Annotated in this window: 12 protein-coding genes; 10 read left to right on the top strand and 2 right to left on the bottom strand. The window is 73.1% G+C overall.

Annotated elements, in window-relative coordinates; all coding sequences use genetic code 11:
- Positions 1–197: 197 nt before the first annotated feature.
- From serS to ACT17Q_RS15045, 6 genes are all read left to right on the top strand, one after another.
- Positions 198–1,478: a serine--tRNA ligase gene (serS, locus tag ACT17Q_RS15070; RefSeq protein ID WP_094181646.1), complete on the top strand. Its 1,281-nt coding sequence runs from the start codon at positions 198–200 to the stop codon at positions 1,476–1,478.
- Positions 1,475–2,272 carry an HAD family hydrolase gene (locus ACT17Q_RS15065; protein ID WP_094181647.1) on the top strand — a complete coding sequence of 266 codons (798 nt, stop codon included), beginning with the start codon at positions 1,475–1,477 and terminating at the stop codon, positions 2,270–2,272. Before serS ends, ACT17Q_RS15065 begins: the two co-directional genes overlap by 4 nt.
- Before the next feature lie 212 nt (positions 2,273–2,484).
- On the top strand, positions 2,485–3,864 hold the full coding sequence (locus tag ACT17Q_RS15060; protein ID WP_094181648.1) for an ABC transporter substrate-binding protein: 1,380 nt from the start codon (positions 2,485–2,487) through the stop codon (positions 3,862–3,864).
- Between the two features lie 90 nt (positions 3,865–3,954).
- A complete protein-coding gene (locus tag ACT17Q_RS15055; protein WP_444663439.1) occupies positions 3,955–4,932 on the top strand; it encodes a carbohydrate ABC transporter permease in 978 nt (325 codons plus the stop codon).
- Positions 4,929–5,852, top strand: coding sequence for a carbohydrate ABC transporter permease (locus ACT17Q_RS15050; RefSeq protein WP_094181650.1), 924 nt, complete (start codon positions 4,929–4,931; stop codon positions 5,850–5,852). Before ACT17Q_RS15055 ends, ACT17Q_RS15050 begins: the two co-directional genes overlap by 4 nt.
- Positions 5,853–5,905: 53 nt before the next feature.
- Positions 5,906–6,769: an EamA family transporter gene (locus tag ACT17Q_RS15045; RefSeq protein WP_141320907.1), complete on the top strand. Its 864-nt coding sequence runs from the start codon at positions 5,906–5,908 to the stop codon at positions 6,767–6,769.
- A gap of 12 nt (positions 6,770–6,781) precedes the next feature.
- Here the strand turns inward: ACT17Q_RS15045 and ACT17Q_RS15040 are convergent, their stop codons facing one another.
- A complete protein-coding gene (locus ACT17Q_RS15040) occupies positions 6,782–7,345 on the bottom strand; it encodes a bacterial proteasome activator family protein (protein ID WP_444663436.1) in 564 nt (187 codons plus the stop codon).
- An 84-nt stretch (positions 7,346–7,429) separates the two neighbouring features.
- A complete protein-coding gene (locus ACT17Q_RS15035; protein ID WP_444663434.1) occupies positions 7,430–8,467 on the bottom strand; it encodes a zinc-binding dehydrogenase in 1,038 nt (345 codons plus the stop codon).
- Positions 8,468–8,711: 244 nt separating this feature from the next.
- Here ACT17Q_RS15035 and ACT17Q_RS15030 point away from each other — a divergent pair, with 244 nt between their 5' ends.
- From ACT17Q_RS15030 to ACT17Q_RS15015, 4 genes are all read left to right on the top strand, one after another.
- Complete coding sequence (locus ACT17Q_RS15030; RefSeq protein WP_444663432.1) at positions 8,712–13,556, top strand: ATP-binding protein; 4,845 nt, start codon at positions 8,712–8,714, stop codon at positions 13,554–13,556.
- 82 nt (positions 13,557–13,638) lie between these two features.
- A complete protein-coding gene (locus ACT17Q_RS15025; protein ID WP_094181655.1) occupies positions 13,639–14,088 on the top strand; it encodes a roadblock/LC7 domain-containing protein in 450 nt (149 codons plus the stop codon).
- Between the two features lie 13 nt (positions 14,089–14,101).
- Entirely contained in the window at positions 14,102–14,479 is a 378-nt protein-coding gene (locus tag ACT17Q_RS15020; protein WP_094181656.1) for a DUF742 domain-containing protein, read from the top strand.
- On the top strand, positions 14,460–15,071 hold the full coding sequence (locus tag ACT17Q_RS15015) for a GTP-binding protein (protein WP_094181657.1): 612 nt from the start codon (positions 14,460–14,462) through the stop codon (positions 15,069–15,071). Before ACT17Q_RS15020 ends, ACT17Q_RS15015 begins: the two co-directional genes overlap by 20 nt.
- Positions 15,072–15,177: the final 106 nt, after the last annotated feature.

Below are 15,177 nucleotides of genomic sequence, written 5' to 3'. Positions count from 1 at the left end.
CGCGCCCGAGCGCCGCCGACCCCGTCATCGCTCCGGCTCAGCCGTCTCATACCCGGAGCAACCGCGGGGTGGTGGGGAGACGTGCTGCCGAGGCCGTGGTTGCTCCGGGTCGGCCGGCTCATACCCGGAGCGATGACGGGGTCGGCGACAGGGGGGTGCGGTTCAGCGGGAGGGACGAGGGTCGGTAGCCTTCGAGGGTGATCGATCTCAAGCTCCTGCGTGACGACCCCGAGACCGTGCGTGCCAGCCAGCGCGTCCGCGGGGACGACCCCGGCCTCGTCGACGAGGTCCTGGACGCGGACGCGCGCCGCCGGTCCGCGCTCACGGAGTTCGAGTCGCTGCGCGCCGAGCAGAAGGCGCACGGCAAGAAGGTCGCGCAGGCGCAGGGGGAGCAGAAGCAGGCGCTGCTCGCGCACGCCAAGAAGGTCGCGGACCGCGTCAAGGAACTGCAGGCCGAGGCGGACGCGGCGCAGGCGCGCGCCGACGAGCTCACGCGGCGGATCGGCAACGTCGTCGAGGAGGGCGTCCCCGCCGGCGGCGAGGACGACTTCGTCGTGCTCGAGCACGTGGGCACGCCGCGCGACTTCGGCGCCGAGTACGGCGCGGACTTCGTCGTGAAGGACCACCTGGAGCTCGGCGAGGGGCTGCGCGCGATCGACACCGAGCGGGGCGCCAAGGTCTCGGGTGCGCGGTTCTACTACCTCACCGGGATCGGCGCGCGCCTCGAGCTCGCGCTGCTCAACGCCGCGGTCGACAAGGCCGTCGGCCTGGGCTTCACGCCGGTCATCACCCCGACCCTGGTGAAGCCCGAGATCATGGCGGGCACCGGGTTCCTCGGTGCGCACGCCGACGAGGTGTACCGCCTCGAGGCCGACGACCTGTACCTCGTCGGGACGAGCGAGGTCGCGCTCGCGGGCTACCACTCGGGCGAGATCCTGGACCTGTCGGACGGACCGCGGCGGTACGCCGGCTGGAGCGCGTGCTACCGGCGCGAGGCCGGCTCGTACGGCAAGGACACGCGCGGGATCATCCGCGTGCACCAGTTCCACAAGGTCGAGGCGTTCTCGTACACCACGGTCGAGGACGCGCAGGCCGAGCACCGCCGCATCCTGGGCTGGGAGAAGGAGATGCTCGAGCTCGCGGAGCTGCCGTTCCGCGTGATCGACACGGCCGCGGGCGACCTCGGGTCGAGCGCGGCCCGCAAGTTCGACTGCGAGGCGTGGCTCCCGAGCCAGCAGCGCTACCTCGAGCTCACCTCGACGTCGAACTGCACCACGTTCCAGGCGCGCCGCCTGGGCGTGCGCGAGCGCACCGCGGACGGCCAGGTCCGGCCCGTGGCGACGCTCAACGGCACGCTCGCCACGACGCGCTGGATCGTCGCGATCCTGGAGAACCACCAGCAGGCCGACGGCTCGGTGCACGTGCCGGCCGGTCTGCGGCCGTACCTGGGCGGCCTCGAGGTCCTGGAGCCACGATGACACGCACCCGGCTGGTCGCCCTCGACGTCGACGGCACGCTCATGTCCTACGACGGCGTGATCTCGCCGCAGGTGCGTGACGCGGTCGGCGAGCTCGCGGGGGCCGGCCTGCACGTGGTGCTCGCGACGGGGCGCGGTGTGCACTCGGCCGCCCCCGTGGCGCGCGAGCTCGGCCTCTCGGAGGGCTGGCTCGTGTGCTCCAACGGCGCGGTCACGGCACGGCTGGACGGCGACGAGCCCGGCGGGTTCGCGATCGTCGACACCGTGACGTTCGACCCCGGCCCGGCGGTGCGCGCGATCGCCATGGAGCTGCCGGACGCGCTGTACGCGGTCGAGAACCTGGGCGTCGGCTTCCGGGTCTCGGGGCCGTTCCCCGAGGGCGAGCTGAGCGGCGAGATGGAGGTCGTGACGTTCGACGAGCTCGTCGCGACCCCCGCGACGCGCGTCGTGATCCGCGCGGTCGGCGCGAGCCCCGAGGAGTTCCACGAGATCGTCGAGCGCGTGGGCCTGCACGAGGTGGAGTACGCGGTCGGCTGGAGCGCCTGGCTGGACCTGACGCCCGGGGGCGTGTCGAAGGCGAGCGCGCTCGAGTCGGTGCGGCGGCGGCTCGGCGTCGAGCCGTTCGCGACGCTCGCGATCGGCGACGGCGGCAACGACGTCACGATGCTGCAGTGGGCGGCGCGGGGCGTCGCGATGGGGCACGCGCGTCCCGCGGTGCTGGCGGCGGCCGACGAGGTGACCGGCGCCATCGAGGACGACGGCGCGCTGCCGGTCCTGCGCTCGCTGCTCGTCTGACGTCTGCGCGGCTGACCTGCGCGTCTGGCCCGGAACCGGGCCCGGGGGCGCGTGACCGGTCGGTGACTCGTGCCCGCAACGGATCGTGACTCGATCGTGACCGGTTTGTGCGTCTTTTGGGTTGCGGGTCGTTTCAGCAACGACTTGCATCGAGGGATGGCACACGCGGTCGCGAGCGGCCGCGTCGTGCGCCATGACGACACGGAGGTCTCATGAACGGGATGCGCAAGCGTCGGTACACCACGATCGCGGCGTCAGCCGCGGCCCTCGCCCTCGTCCTGACGGCATGCTCGTCGGACGACGGAGGTGACGGCGGCACGGACGGCACGGGGGCGCCCACGGCCGACTGCGCCGACTTCGAGCAGTACGGCGACCTGAGCGGCAAGACGATCACGATCTACGCGGGCATCGTCACGCCCGAGGACCAGCCCTACGTCGACTCGTTCAAGCCGTTCGAGGACTGCACGGGCGCGAAGGTCGACTACCAGGCCGACAAGCAGTTCGAGCAGCAGATCCTGGTCCGCGCGCAGGCGGGCAACCCGCCGGACATCGCGATCATCCCGCAGCCCGGTCTGCTCGCCCAGCTCGTCGCGACGGGCACGGTCGTCGAGGCGCCCGAGGGCGTCGCCGCGAACGTCGACGAGTTCTGGGGCGAGGACTGGAAGGCCCTCGGCACCGTCGACGGCACGTTCTACGCCGCGCCGTCGGGTGCGAGCGTGAAGTCGCTCGTCTGGTACTCCCCGCAGGAGTTCGAGGCCAACGGCTGGGAGGTCCCCACCACGCTCGACGAGCTCAAGACGCTGTCCGACACGATCGCCGCCGACTCCGGCCACAAGCCGTGGTGCGCGGGCATCGCGTCCGACGCCGCGACCGGCTGGCCCGTGACGGACTGGATGGAGGACTTCGTCCTGCGCGAGGGTGGCGCCGACGTCTACGACCAGTGGGTCAGCCACGAGATCGCGTTCAACTCCGAGGTCCCGACGAAGGCGCTCGACGCGGTCGGCGAGTACCTCAAGAACCCCGACTACGTGAACGGCGGCTTCGGCGACGTCTCCTCGATCGCGACGACCGCGTTCCAGGACGGCGGCCTGCCGATCCTCGAGGGCCAGTGCTCGCTGCACCGCATGGCGAGCTTCTACGCCGCGAACTTCCCCCAGGGCACCGACATCTCGGAGAACGGCCAGATCTTCGCGTTCTACCTGCCGGGCAAGACCGCCGAGGACAAGCCGGTGCTCGGCGCCGGTGAGTTCGTCACCGCGTTCTCGGACCGTCCCGAGGTCCAGGCGCTCCAGGAGTTCTGGAGCTCCGACACCTGGGCGAACCTCAAGGCGCAGGCGAGCGTCGACCTGACCAACGGTGGCTGGATCACCGCGAACAAGGGCCTCGACCCGTCGATCCTCACCAACCCGATCGACAAGCTCTCGGCCGACATCCTCCTCGACGAGAACGCGGTGTTCCGCTTCGACGGCTCGGACATGATGCCCGCCGCCGTCGGGTCGAACGCGTTCTGGAAGGAGGCGACCAGCTGGATCACCGGGCAGTCGACCAAGGACACGCTGGACAAGATCGAGGCGGCCTGGCCGGCCTCCTGACGTGACGTCGGTGCCCCGGGGGTGGACCGCCCCCGGGGCACCGACGCGCACGCGTACGCGTCCCCCTCGTCCGCTGCCCCGGGAGGTGCCATGGAAGTCACCGACAAGCTGGTGACGATGGTGCTCGCGCTCGTCGCGTTCGCCGCCGTCATCGGCCTCATCCTGCTCGTCGTCCACCTGCTCGAACGTCGCGGCGCCCGGCACGTCGCCTGGTGGTTCGTCGGGCCGACCGTCCTGCTCATCGCCGTCGGGCTCGTGTACCCGGCGCTGCGCACGCTGTGGCGCTCGTTCTACGACGCCGCGGGCACGAGCTTCATCGGGCTCGGGAACTACACCGACATCTTCACGTCGGGTGAACAGCTCGTCGTGCTGCGCAACACCGTGCTGTGGGTGCTCGTCACCCCGTTCGTCGCGACCGTCGTCGGGCTGATCTACGCGATCCTCGTCGACGGCGCGCGCGGCGAGGCCGCCGCCAAGGCGCTGATCTTCCTGCCGATGGCGATCTCGTTCGTCGGCGCGTCGATCATCTGGCGGTTCATGTACGAGTACCGGTTCTACGACCCGTCGGTCGAGAACAACCCGAACCAGATCGGCCTCATCAACCAGGTCATCGTGTGGTTGGGCGGCTCACCGCAGAACTTCCTGCTCGACAGCCCGTGGAACAACCTGTTCCTCATCGTCGTGATGATCTGGATCCAGGCGGGCTTCGCCATGACGATCCTGTCCGCCGCGATCAAGGCGATCCCCACCGAGATCACCGAGGCCGCGCGGCTCGACGGCGTGTCCTCGTTCGAGATGTTCCGGTTCGTGACCGTGCCGAGCATCCGGCCCACGCTGATCGTCGTCCTGACCACCATCGCCATCGGGTGTCTCAAGGTCTTCGACATCGTCCGGACCATGACCGCCGGGCGGTTCGGCACCAGCGTGGTCGCGAACGAGTTCTACACGCAGAGCTTCAGCGCCGGGAACCAGGGGCTCGGCGCCGCGCTGGCGGTCCTGCTGTTCGTCCTCGTCGTCCCGATCATCGCCTACAACGTGCGCCAGCTGCGGAAGGCGGACCACCGATGAGCGCCGTCCAGACCGACACCGCGACCGTCGGCCCGCCGACCGGAGGCCGGCCGAGGGAGTCCACCGCGGCGGCCGCGCGCCGGCGTCTGTCGCGCCCGTGGGCGTCGCTGTTCGCGGTCGTGCTCGCCGTGCTGTGGACCATCCCGACGTTCGGTCTGCTCGTCACGTCGTTCCGACCCGCGGCCGACATCAACAAGTCCGGGTGGTGGACCTCGTTCTTCGACCCGAGCTACACGCTCGAGAACTACCGGACGGTGCTGTCCACCGACAGCGCGCAGTCCCTCGCGCCGTCGATCATGAACTCGATCGTCATCACGATCCCCGCGGTCGTGCTGCCGGTGTTCCTCGCGACGCTCGCGGCGTACGCGTTCGCGTGGATGAGCTTCCGCGGGCGCAACGTCCTGTTCATCGCGGTGTTCGCGCTGCAGGTCGTGCCGATCCAGGTCACGCTCATCCCCCTGCTGAGCCTGTACGTGGACATCGGCGTCTCCGGCACGTTCTGGGCCGTGTGGCTGTCGCACACCATGTTCGGTCTGCCGCTCGCGGTCTTCCTGCTGCACAACTTCATGCAGGAGATCCCGGGCGAGCTCATCGAGGCCGCACGCGTGGACGGGGCCGGGCACGTGACGATCTTCTTCCGCCTCATGCTGCCGATGCTCAAGCCCGCGATCGCGGCCCTCGGCATCTACCAGTTCCTGTGGGTGTGGAACGACCTGCTCGTCGCGCTCACGTTCACGGGGTCGTCGCGCGACCTCGCACCCATGACCGTCGCCCTGCTCAACCTCACCGGGACGCGCGGGTCGCAGTGGTTCCTGCTCTCGGCCGGGGCGTTCGTGTCGATCATCATCCCCGCGATCGTGTTCCTGTCCCTGCAGCGGTACTTCGTGCGCGGCCTGCTGGCCGGGTCCGTGAAGGGCTGAGGGCGCCCCGCGCGTACGACAACCCCGGCGACGGGGCGGGCTAGCCTGACGGCGTGCCCGCCCCGTTGCTGTTCGTGGCCTCGGCCATCGCGCAGTACGTCGGGGCAGCGGTCGCGGTCGAGCTGTTCGGCCGCATGCCGCCCGCGTCCGTCGCGTGGCTGCGCGTCGGCGTCGCCGCGCTCGTGCTGCTCGCCTGGACGCGACCGTGGCGCACCCGGTCGCTGTGGACGTGGCCCGCGCTGCGTACCGCCGCGCTGTTCGGCGTCGTCCTCGCCGTCATGAACGCCGCGTTCTACGTCGCGATCGACACCCTGCCGCTCGGGACCGCGGTCGCGCTCGAGTTCGCCGGGCCTGTCGCCGTCGCCGCCGTGACCGGACGCGGCTGGCGCGAACGCACCGCGATGGTCGTCGCCGCCGCGGGAGTCGTCCTGCTCGCCGGCGTCAGCCTGCACCTCGGCGACGACGCCGTGCGTGGGCTCGTCGCGATCGGCGTCGCCGCCACCTGCTGGGCCCTGTACATCCTGCTCGGGCGGCGGGTCGCCGCCGCGCCCACCGGAGGGCTCACGGGGCTCGGCGTCGCGATGGCCGCCGGCGGGCTGGCGCTCGCACCCCTGCTCGCACCCGGTGCGGGACCCGTACTGACCGACCTGCGCCTCGCCGCGCTCGTGCTCGTCGTCGCCGTGTTCTCCTCGGTCGTTCCGTACGGCATCGAGCAGGTCGTCCTGCGGCGCGTGAGCGCCGCGACGTTCGCGGTGCTGCTCGCGCTGCTCCCCGCGACCGCGGCCGTCGTCGGCGCCGTCATGCTCGGGCAGGTGCCCCACGGCCTCGAGCTGCTCGGCCTCGTGCTCGTGTCCGGCGCGATCGCCCTCACCGCGCGCGAGAGCGACGCCGCCGAGGAGGCACCGCCTCCCGCGTAGACGGCACGACGACTACAGGTACTGGCCCGTGCCGTGCTCGTCGGGGCCCATCGCGCCACGCGCGCCCGGCGCGGGGACCGCACCCGGCGGCAGGGCCCGGCGCATCTGCTGCAGCTGCGCCTGCGTCGCCATCTGCTGCGCGACCAGCGCCGTCTGGATCCCGTGGAACAGGCCCTCGAGCCACCCGACGAGCTGCGCCTGCGCGATGCGCAGCTCCGCGTCCGACGGCGTCTCGTCCTGCGAGAACGGCAGCGTGATGCGGTGCAGCTCCTCGATCAGCTCGGGGGACAGGCCCTCCTCGAGCTCGTGCAACGAGCGCTCGTGCACCTCCGCGAGGCGCGCCCGCGCCGCGTCGTCGAGCGGGGCGCTGCGGACCTCGTCGAGCAGCTGCTTGACCATCGTGCCGATCCGCATGACCTTCGCGGGCTGCGCGACCATGCCGCGCACGTCCTCGTCGTCGCCCTCGTCCGGCGCCTCGTCCGGGCTGTCGGGTACGGTCTCGTCCCCGCCCGCCTCGGGCAGCGGGACGACGACCACGCGCGGGTCGCGGGCAGCGGGGCGGGGCTGGTCGGTCACCGGAGCATTCTCACCGAAGGACCGGCCGCGGGCCAGGCGCGGCCGCCCTCACGCGCCACCTCACGCGTCACCTCACGCGTCACCTCACGCGCCACCGGTCGGCCCGGGCCCGTCGACGGTCAGGACGAGCTTGCCGAACACCTCGCCGCTCGCGAGCAGCTCGTGCGCGCGCCCGGCCTCGTCGAGACCGAGCGTCGCGTGGACCACGGGACGCAGGCGCCCGTCGACGACGAACGGCCACACGTGCTCGCGGACCTCGGCCATGATCCGCGCCTTGTCGCGCGCGTCGCGCGAGCGCAGCGTCGTCCCGATCACCCGGGCCCGCCGCTCCATGAGCGCACCCAGGTCCAGCGTCCCGCGCCGACCCTTCTGCAACCCGATCACGACGAGCCGGCCGCCGCGGGCCAGCACCCGCACGTTGTCCTCGAGCGCCGCGGCGCCGACGACGTCGAGCACGACGTCCACGCCGCGGCCGTCGGTCGCCGCGAGCACCTGGTCCGCCAGGTCGTCGGCGCGGTGGTCGAGCGCGACGTCCGCCCCCAGCTCCGCGACGCGCGCGACGCGCGCCGGGCCGCCCGCGGTCGCGAGCACCCGCAGCCCCAGGAGCCGGCCGAGCCGCACCGCGACCGACCCGACCCCACCCGAGCCACCGCGCACCAGCAGCGTCTCGCCCGGGGCCGCGTGGGCCTCGCGCAGGTTCGACCACACGGTCGCGAGCGCCTCCGGCAGCGCCGCCGCGGCCACCGACGTCAGGTCCCGCGGCACCGGGAGCGCGAGCGCCGCGGGCACGACGACGCGCTCCGCGTACCCCCCGCCGGCGAGCAGCACCGCGACGCGGTCGCCCACGGCGGGCGTGGGCTCGTCGGGACCCGGGGCCGCGCCCGCGCGGGCCGCGAGGACCGCGCGCACCACGCCGGCGGCCTCCAGCCCCGGCCACGGCGGTGCGCCCGCGGGCGGTGGGTACGCGCCCTGGCGCTGCAGGAGGTCGGCCCGGTTCACCCCGGCGGCCTCGACGTCGACGAGCAGCCGCGTCACCTCGTCGGGACCGGGGGCCGGCTCGGGCACGTCACGGACCCGCAGGACCTCGGGTCCGCCGGGCTCGGTGATGACGACGGCGCGCACCCGGGCACCCTAACGGGGGTCGCCGACACGTCGGGCCCGGACGCGGGGCGTCCGTTCGATACCACATTGCGTCCCCGGCCGGTGGCACCTCGTCCGGGTTCGTCGTATCCCTCCGGGTGAGGTCCATGGCAAACTCTGCCGCGGGCTAATGGTCGATCGTCCAACGGCCGATAATCGGGCACGGGTCATCCGGCGTCGTGCCCACGCCGACGGATCCCCCGCGTCGGGCTAGGAAGGGAACGAGATGCTGCGACGACTTGGCATCAGAGCCAAGGTGCTGGCCGTACTTGCCGTCCCCATGCTCGTGCTCGTCCTGCTCGGCGTTTACATCACCGCGAGCGCGTTCGACGACCTCGACGAAGCGCGCGCCACGCAGAGCGTCACCAACACGCTCCGCGCGTACCAGCCCCTCGGCCAGGCCATCGACAACGAGTACATCGTGTCGATGACGTCCGGCGACGCCGAGACGATCGCCGCGGCGCAGGCCGCGACCGACCAGGCGCTCGCCGAGGTGCGGGAGAAGACCAAGGACCTGCCGCTCGACCGCTTCCCCGACGCGCTCGTCCAGCAGTTCCGGTCCGTCCAGGCGGACTACGAGACCACGCTGCCCGCCGCGCGACTCGCGGTCGAGCGCGGTGGTGTGTCCTCCGTGGTCCGGGCGAACTTCCAGACCATCGAGAACGGCCAGCTCGAGCTGGTCGCCCAGCTCGGTGAGGTCTTCCCCAACCGTGACGTCGCCGCGTCGGTCACCGCGTACCGGCAGCTGTCGCAGACGTCGACCGACCTCGTCGGCGAGCTGATCCAGGGTTCGTCGCTCCTCGGCGGTGTCATCAGCCCCGCCCTCGGCGCCGTCTACCAGGAGAAGGTCGACCAGGTCGAGTCCAGCCGTACCCAGGCCGCCGTCGCGCTCAACCGCATGTCCGGCGTCGACCTGACGCTGCCCACCGGCCAGCCCTCGTCGGCGTTCATCGCCCAGCGTGCGCTGCTCGCCTCGGGTGACCAGGACGCCGTCGCCCAGGTCGACCCCGCCGCGTACGCGGGCGAGATCGAGACGCAGACGACGCAGCTCGTCGAGCTCGCCGGCACGACCATCGACCACGCGCGCTCGCTCGCGAGCGCCGACGTGGACGCCGCACTGCAGCGGTTCTACGTCACCATCGCCGCGACCCTGCTCGCCGCCGTCCTGTCCTTCCTGCTCGCCCTCATCGTGTCCCGCTCGATCGTCACCCCGCTGCGGCGACTGACCTCGGCCGCGTCCGACGTCCGCGAGCGCCTCCCGCGGATCGTCGAGCAGGTGGCCACCCCCGGCGAGCAGCCGGACGTGCAGCTCGACCCGATCCCCGTGAACTCGCGCGACGAGGTCGGCCGGCTGGCCCAGGCGTTCAACTCGATGAACGCGACCACCGTGCGCGTCGCGCAGGAGCAGGCCGCCCTGCGTGGCTCCATCGCCGAGATGTTCGTCAACGTCGCCCGCCGCGACCAGGTCCTCCTCAACCGCCAGCTGTCGTTCATCGACTCGCTGGAGCGCAGTGAGGAAGACCCGAACACCCTCGCGAACCTGTTCCGCCTCGACCACCTCGCGACCCGGATGCGTCGTAACGCGGAGTCCCTCCTCGTGCTCGCGGGCATCGACTCGGGCCGTCGCCTGCGCGACGCCATGCCGCTGTCCGACGTGATCCGCACCGCGTCCTCCGAGATCGAGCAGTACGACCGCATCGAGCTCGACCTGCAGGTCGACCCGCACATGCTCGGCTTCAACGCGCTGCCCGCCGCGCACATGCTCGCCGAGCTCCTCGAGAACGCGACCGTCTTCTCCGAGCCGGAGACGCCCGTCACGGTCACCACCGGCGTGTCCGGGCAGTTCGTCGCCGTCCGCATCCGCGACCACGGCCTCGGCATGACCGAGGAGGAGATCGAGGCCGCGAACGCCAAGATCATCTCGTCCGGCGCCGGTGACGCGCTCGGCGCCCAGCGCCTGGGCCTGTTCGTGGTGGGCCGCATCGCCCAGAAGCTCGGTGCCGCGGTCCGCCTGTCGAAGGCCGAGGGCGGCACGGGTACCGACACGACCGTGCTGCTGCCCGCATCGCTGTTCGCGACGACCGAGATGTCCTCCTACGGTGCGCCCGGCTCCGTCGCGGCGACGCTCGAGCACGACGCCGCCGCGGCGCCCGAGGTCGCCCCCGTCGACCTCGCCGCGCTCACCGACGGCGAGACCTCGCTCGGCCTGCCGCGTCGTCGCCGCGGCGACGGCAGCGAGCCGACGGCCGACTCCGCGCCCATCCCCGTCCCGCAGCTCGGCGGCTCCGGCCTCCCGACCCGCGGCGGCGGCGAGCTGCCCGCACGTCCGCGCAAGACGTTCGACGAGAACGCGATCGTCCTGCCCGAGACCGCCGTCCCGACCCTGTCGCCCGACCTGTCCGCCGCGGCCCCCGACTGGGCGCCCGCGGTCCAGCAGGCCACGTCCGGCTCGGGCCTGCCCAGCCGTGCCGCGCGGTCCGCCGCCCCGGCCCCGGCCGCGGCACCCGCGCCGGCCGCCGAGCCCGTCGCGCCGCGCGAGGAGACGCCGAGCATCCCGTCGCCCGCAGCCCGTGCCGGCCTGTTCTCCGGGTTCCGCACGCGCAACGCGGTCGTCGAGGGTGGCGACGGCGGCGTGAGCGACCAGGTCCGCGCGCCGTGGATGTCGCTCGGCGCGCACGGCCTGCAGCAGCCCGCCGCGCCCGAGGTCCCCGCGCTCGCCGAGGACGACGACGAGCCGTGGACGCCCGACGCCGCGCAGCCCGTCACCGAGGTGCCCGGCCTGGTCCCCGACGACGAGCCCGAGCCCGCGCACGCCGAGGCGGCCGCGCCCGCGGACGTCGAGCAGCCGTGGGCCCCGACGTTCGCGTCCGACGAGGGCCGGCCGTCCGAGCCCGAGGCCGCGGCGTACGCGCCCGCGTCGTTCGAGCCGGCACCGTCGTTCGAGCCTGCGCCGTCGTTCGAGCCGGTCGCGTACGAGCCGGCGTCGTTCGAGTCGGCGTCGCACGAGTCGGCGCCGTACGAGTCGTCCTTCGAGAGCCCGGCGGAGCCGAGCTCGCCCGAGCCTGCCGCGTACGAGCCCGCCGCGTACGAGCCCGCGTCGTTCGAGCCGACCGCTGACGAGCCGGCCGCGTACGAGCCCGCGTCGTTCGACGCGGCGCCCGCCGAGGCCGCCGACGAGCCCGAGGTCGCCGCCCCGGCGTCCTTCGAGCCGGCGTCGTTCGAGCCCGCGTCGTTCGAGCCCGCGTCGTTCGAGCCCGCCGCGTACGAGCCCCCGTCGTTCGAGCCCGCCGCGAACGAGCCGCTCTCCTACGAGCAGCCCGTCGAGGCCGACGAGCAGGTCGCCGAGCAGGTCTCGGAGCCTGCGGCGTACGAGCCGACGAGCTACGAGGCCGCCACCGACGCGCCGTCGTTCGAGCCGTCCTACGAGCAGCCGGCCTACGAGCAGCCGTCCTACGAGCAGCCCTCGTACGAGCAGCCGTCGCACGAGGAGCCCTCGTACGAGCCGGCCGCGTACCAGCCCGCCTCGTACGACGGCGCGTCGCACACGCTCGCGTCGCGGGGCGAGCAGGAGTCCGCTCCCGCCGCGTACGCGCAGCCGCAGGCCGAGTCCTGGTCCGACACCCCGGCGGCGCAGTCCGCGCCTGAGGAGCCGGCACCGGCACCGCGCGTGTCCTTCACGTCGTACAGCGGCTACGCCGGCTGGTCCGGCGCGCGCCGCCGTGCGGCCGCTGCCGAGCAGTTCGACTTCGAGCGCACGCTCGACGAGGCCCGCGCCTGGCACACGGGCGCGCAGCCCGTCGTCGCCGAGGCGGCCCCCGAGGCGGAGCAGCCGTACGCGCCGGTCGCCGTGCAGGCGTACGAGCCCGCCGCCGAGCAGGCGTACGAGCCCGTCGTCGCGCAGGCCGAGCCCGAGTCGTACGAGGCGGAGCAGACGCACGCCGAGGCCGATGCCGTCGAGCCGGTCGCCGAGGAGCCCGCGTGGCAGCCTGCCTGGCAGGCGCCGTCGTGGGAGTCCGTCACCGGCGCCGTCCCGGTCGTCGAGGAGCCCGCGGCGCAGGCCGTGCCGGCGCTCGAGCCCGAGCCGGCGGTCGAGGCCTCGTCGTTCGAGGTGCCGTCGCTGGTCGCGGACGAGCCCGCCGAGACGCAGGCCGCCCCCGAGGGCGAGCAGGTCTGGGCCGAGACGACGCCCGCGTGGGGTGCACCCGCCTGGCCGTCGCTCGCGGAGTCGGACGCCGCGGCCGAGGCCGCACCGGCGTACGCTCCCGCCCCGGCGGAGCAGCCGTACGCGCAGCAGCCCGCGCCCGTGGAGCCGGTCGCCCCGGCCGTCCCGCAGCCCGCCGCGGAGCAGCCCGCCGCGCCGGCGTGGGGTGTTCCCGCCGGGTTCGGCGTCCAGGGCGTCGGCGAGGCCGAGCACCAGCCCGCGGAGGAGAAGGGCTCGCGCAAGCGCTGGGGCCTGTTCGGCCGCCGCAAGGGCGACACGGGCCCGACCGAGGTCGCGCCGGCCGCCGTGCCGTCCCCGGTCGCCGCTCCGTCCGTCGACTGGTCGGCGCCCGCGTCGGTCCAGCCCGAGGTCCCGGCCCGGGTCGAGCCCGCGGCCTGGTCCGCGCCCGAGCCGCCGGCCTCGGCCGCCGCGGTGCCAGCCGCCGTGCCCGCGTCGTCGGGCTCGTGGGCTCCGCCGGAGTGGGCCGCCACCAGCCGGCCCGCCGCGTCGGCAGCGCCCGCGGTGGACGTGCCGCACCCGGTCGTGCCGCCGTCGGTCGCCCCGCGCATCGGGACGCTCGACGACAACGTGGCCGCGATGCTCGCGCTGCGCTCCGACATCCAGGAGCAGGCGCTGTCCGAGCTGAGCCAGCTCTCCGCGTACCGTCCGAGCGTCGCCCGCTCGGGCGAGCAGCTCACCAAGCGTGTGCCGACGGCCGTCCCGGCCACGGCTCCCGAGCCCTCCGAGTCGACCGCCCCGGTCCAGCGCGACGCGAACGAGCTGCGCAGCCGGCTGTCGAGCTTCCAGTCCGGGACGTCGCGCGGCCGCCAGGCCGCCGGCTCCGGCGAGTCGCCGAGGAGCACGTCGTGACCCCGGCCGTCGTTCCCACCATCGCCCCCGTCGTGGGGACGTTCGATCCCGCAGTCGTCGACTGCACCAGCAAGGAGGAAGTGTGACCGCGCTCAGCACCGAGGCAGCCAACTTCGGCTGGCTCCTGGACAATTTCGTCCGGACCGTGCCCGGCACTCGCCACACGCTCGTGGTGTCGGCCGACGGTCTTCTCATGGCGATGTCGGAACAGCTGGACCGCACCAGCGGCGACCAGCTGGCGGCCATCGTCTCCGGCATGTCGAGCCTGACCCGCGGCGCGTCGCGGCAGCTGCGTGCGGGGGAGGTGCGTCAGGCGATCATCGAGATGGACTCTCTGTTCCTCTTCCTCATGACCGTCTCGAACGGCTCCGTGCTCGCCGTGGTCGCCGACTCGAGCTGCGACGTCGGCCTCATCGGATACGAGATGGCCATGCTCGTGTCCCGCACCGAGGCGACGCTGACCCCGCAGCTCATCTCCGAGATGCGCGGCCAGCTCCCCGTCGACGGCGCTACCCGAGCCCCCGCCGTCTGAGGAGCATGTCTTCATGAGTGAGCACATCGAGTACGTCGCCCGGACGGTACGGCCCTACGCCGTCACCGGCGGGCGCGTGCGCTCGGCGCGCTCCGACCTGCCGCTCGAGGCATTGGTCGAGGCGCTGCCGGACGCAGTGTCGAGTCAGGGTCTGCCCCCCGAGAGGCGTGCGATCCTCCAGCACGCCGCGAGCACGTACATCTCGGTCGCGGAGCTGTCGGCGCTGCTCCACCTGCCCATCGGTGTCATCAGGATCCTGGTGTCGGACATGTCCGACCACCAGCTCGTGCGTGTGCACACCTCTCAGCCGGTCGAGGTCAACACCGGTGAGTCCCCCGCCCTGTCCCTGAGCGTGCTGGAGAGTGTTCTCAATGGCATTTCCGCCCTCTGACGCCGCGGTGGCCGCTCCGGCCGGAACCGCTGGCGCCGTAGCGCCCACCACCGTCAAGATCGTCGTCGCGGGCGGGTTCGCCGTCGGCAAGACGACCTTCATCGGTTCCATCTCGGACATCGAGCCCCTCAACACCGAGGCCGCGATGACCGAGCACTCGATCGGCGTCGACGACGCCGGTGGTGTGTCGGACCGCAAGACCACCACCACGGTCGCCATGGACTTCGGCCGCATCGCGCTGCCGGGCCAGCTGTGGCTGTACCTGTTCGGCACCCCGGGGCAGGACCGCTTCCTGTTCATGTGGGACGACCTGGTGCGCGGCGCGATCGGCGCCGTCGTGCTGGTGGACACCGACCGCCTCGACCAGTGCTTCCCCGCGGTCGACTACTTCGAGAGCCGTGGCATCCCGTTCGTCGTGGGTGTCAACTGCTTCGACGGTGTCGCGAAGCACGCGCTCGAGGACGTCCGCGAGGCGCTCGCCATCCCGGCGCACGTCCCGGTCATGTACACGGACGCGCGTTCGCGTGCGGCCACGAAGCAGGCCCTGATCGCCCTGGTGCAGCTCGCGATGGAGCGGCTGCGCCAGCGCTGACCAGCGCTGTGGACCCGTCGGCGGCCGGTCACCCTCGCGGGGGTGGCCGGCCGTCGGCATTCGTGGGATCGCGCGGGTCCCGTGTGCCACCGGTGGCGCCGGGAGG

Origin of the sequence: Cellulomonas sp. CW35 (assembly GCF_052378485.1) — a bacterium.
Lineage (GTDB): Bacteria > Actinomycetota > Actinomycetes > Actinomycetales > Cellulomonadaceae > Cellulomonas > Cellulomonas uda.
Note: the sequence above shows the minus strand (reverse complement) of the source record. Positions and strands in the feature narration are given on the sequence as shown.

Excerpts from the sequence above, each read along its gene's own strand:
- ACT17Q_RS15020 (WP_094181656.1), top strand. The coding sequence starts at position 14,102 with ATGAGTGAGCACATCGAGTACGTCGCCCGGACGGTACGGCCCTACGCC.
- ACT17Q_RS15015 (WP_094181657.1), top strand. The coding sequence starts at position 14,460 with ATGGCATTTCCGCCCTCTGACGCCGCGGTGGCCGCTCCGGCCGGAACC.
- ACT17Q_RS15065 (WP_094181647.1), top strand. The coding sequence starts at position 1,475 with ATGACACGCACCCGGCTGGTCGCCCTCGACGTCGACGGCACGCTCATG.
- ACT17Q_RS15050 (WP_094181650.1), top strand. The coding sequence starts at position 4,929 with ATGAGCGCCGTCCAGACCGACACCGCGACCGTCGGCCCGCCGACCGGA.
- ACT17Q_RS15060 (WP_094181648.1), top strand. The coding sequence starts at position 2,485 with ATGAACGGGATGCGCAAGCGTCGGTACACCACGATCGCGGCGTCAGCC.
- ACT17Q_RS15030 (WP_444663432.1), top strand. The coding sequence starts at position 8,712 with ATGCTGCGACGACTTGGCATCAGAGCCAAGGTGCTGGCCGTACTTGCC.
- ACT17Q_RS15055 (WP_444663439.1), top strand. The coding sequence starts at position 3,955 with ATGGAAGTCACCGACAAGCTGGTGACGATGGTGCTCGCGCTCGTCGCG.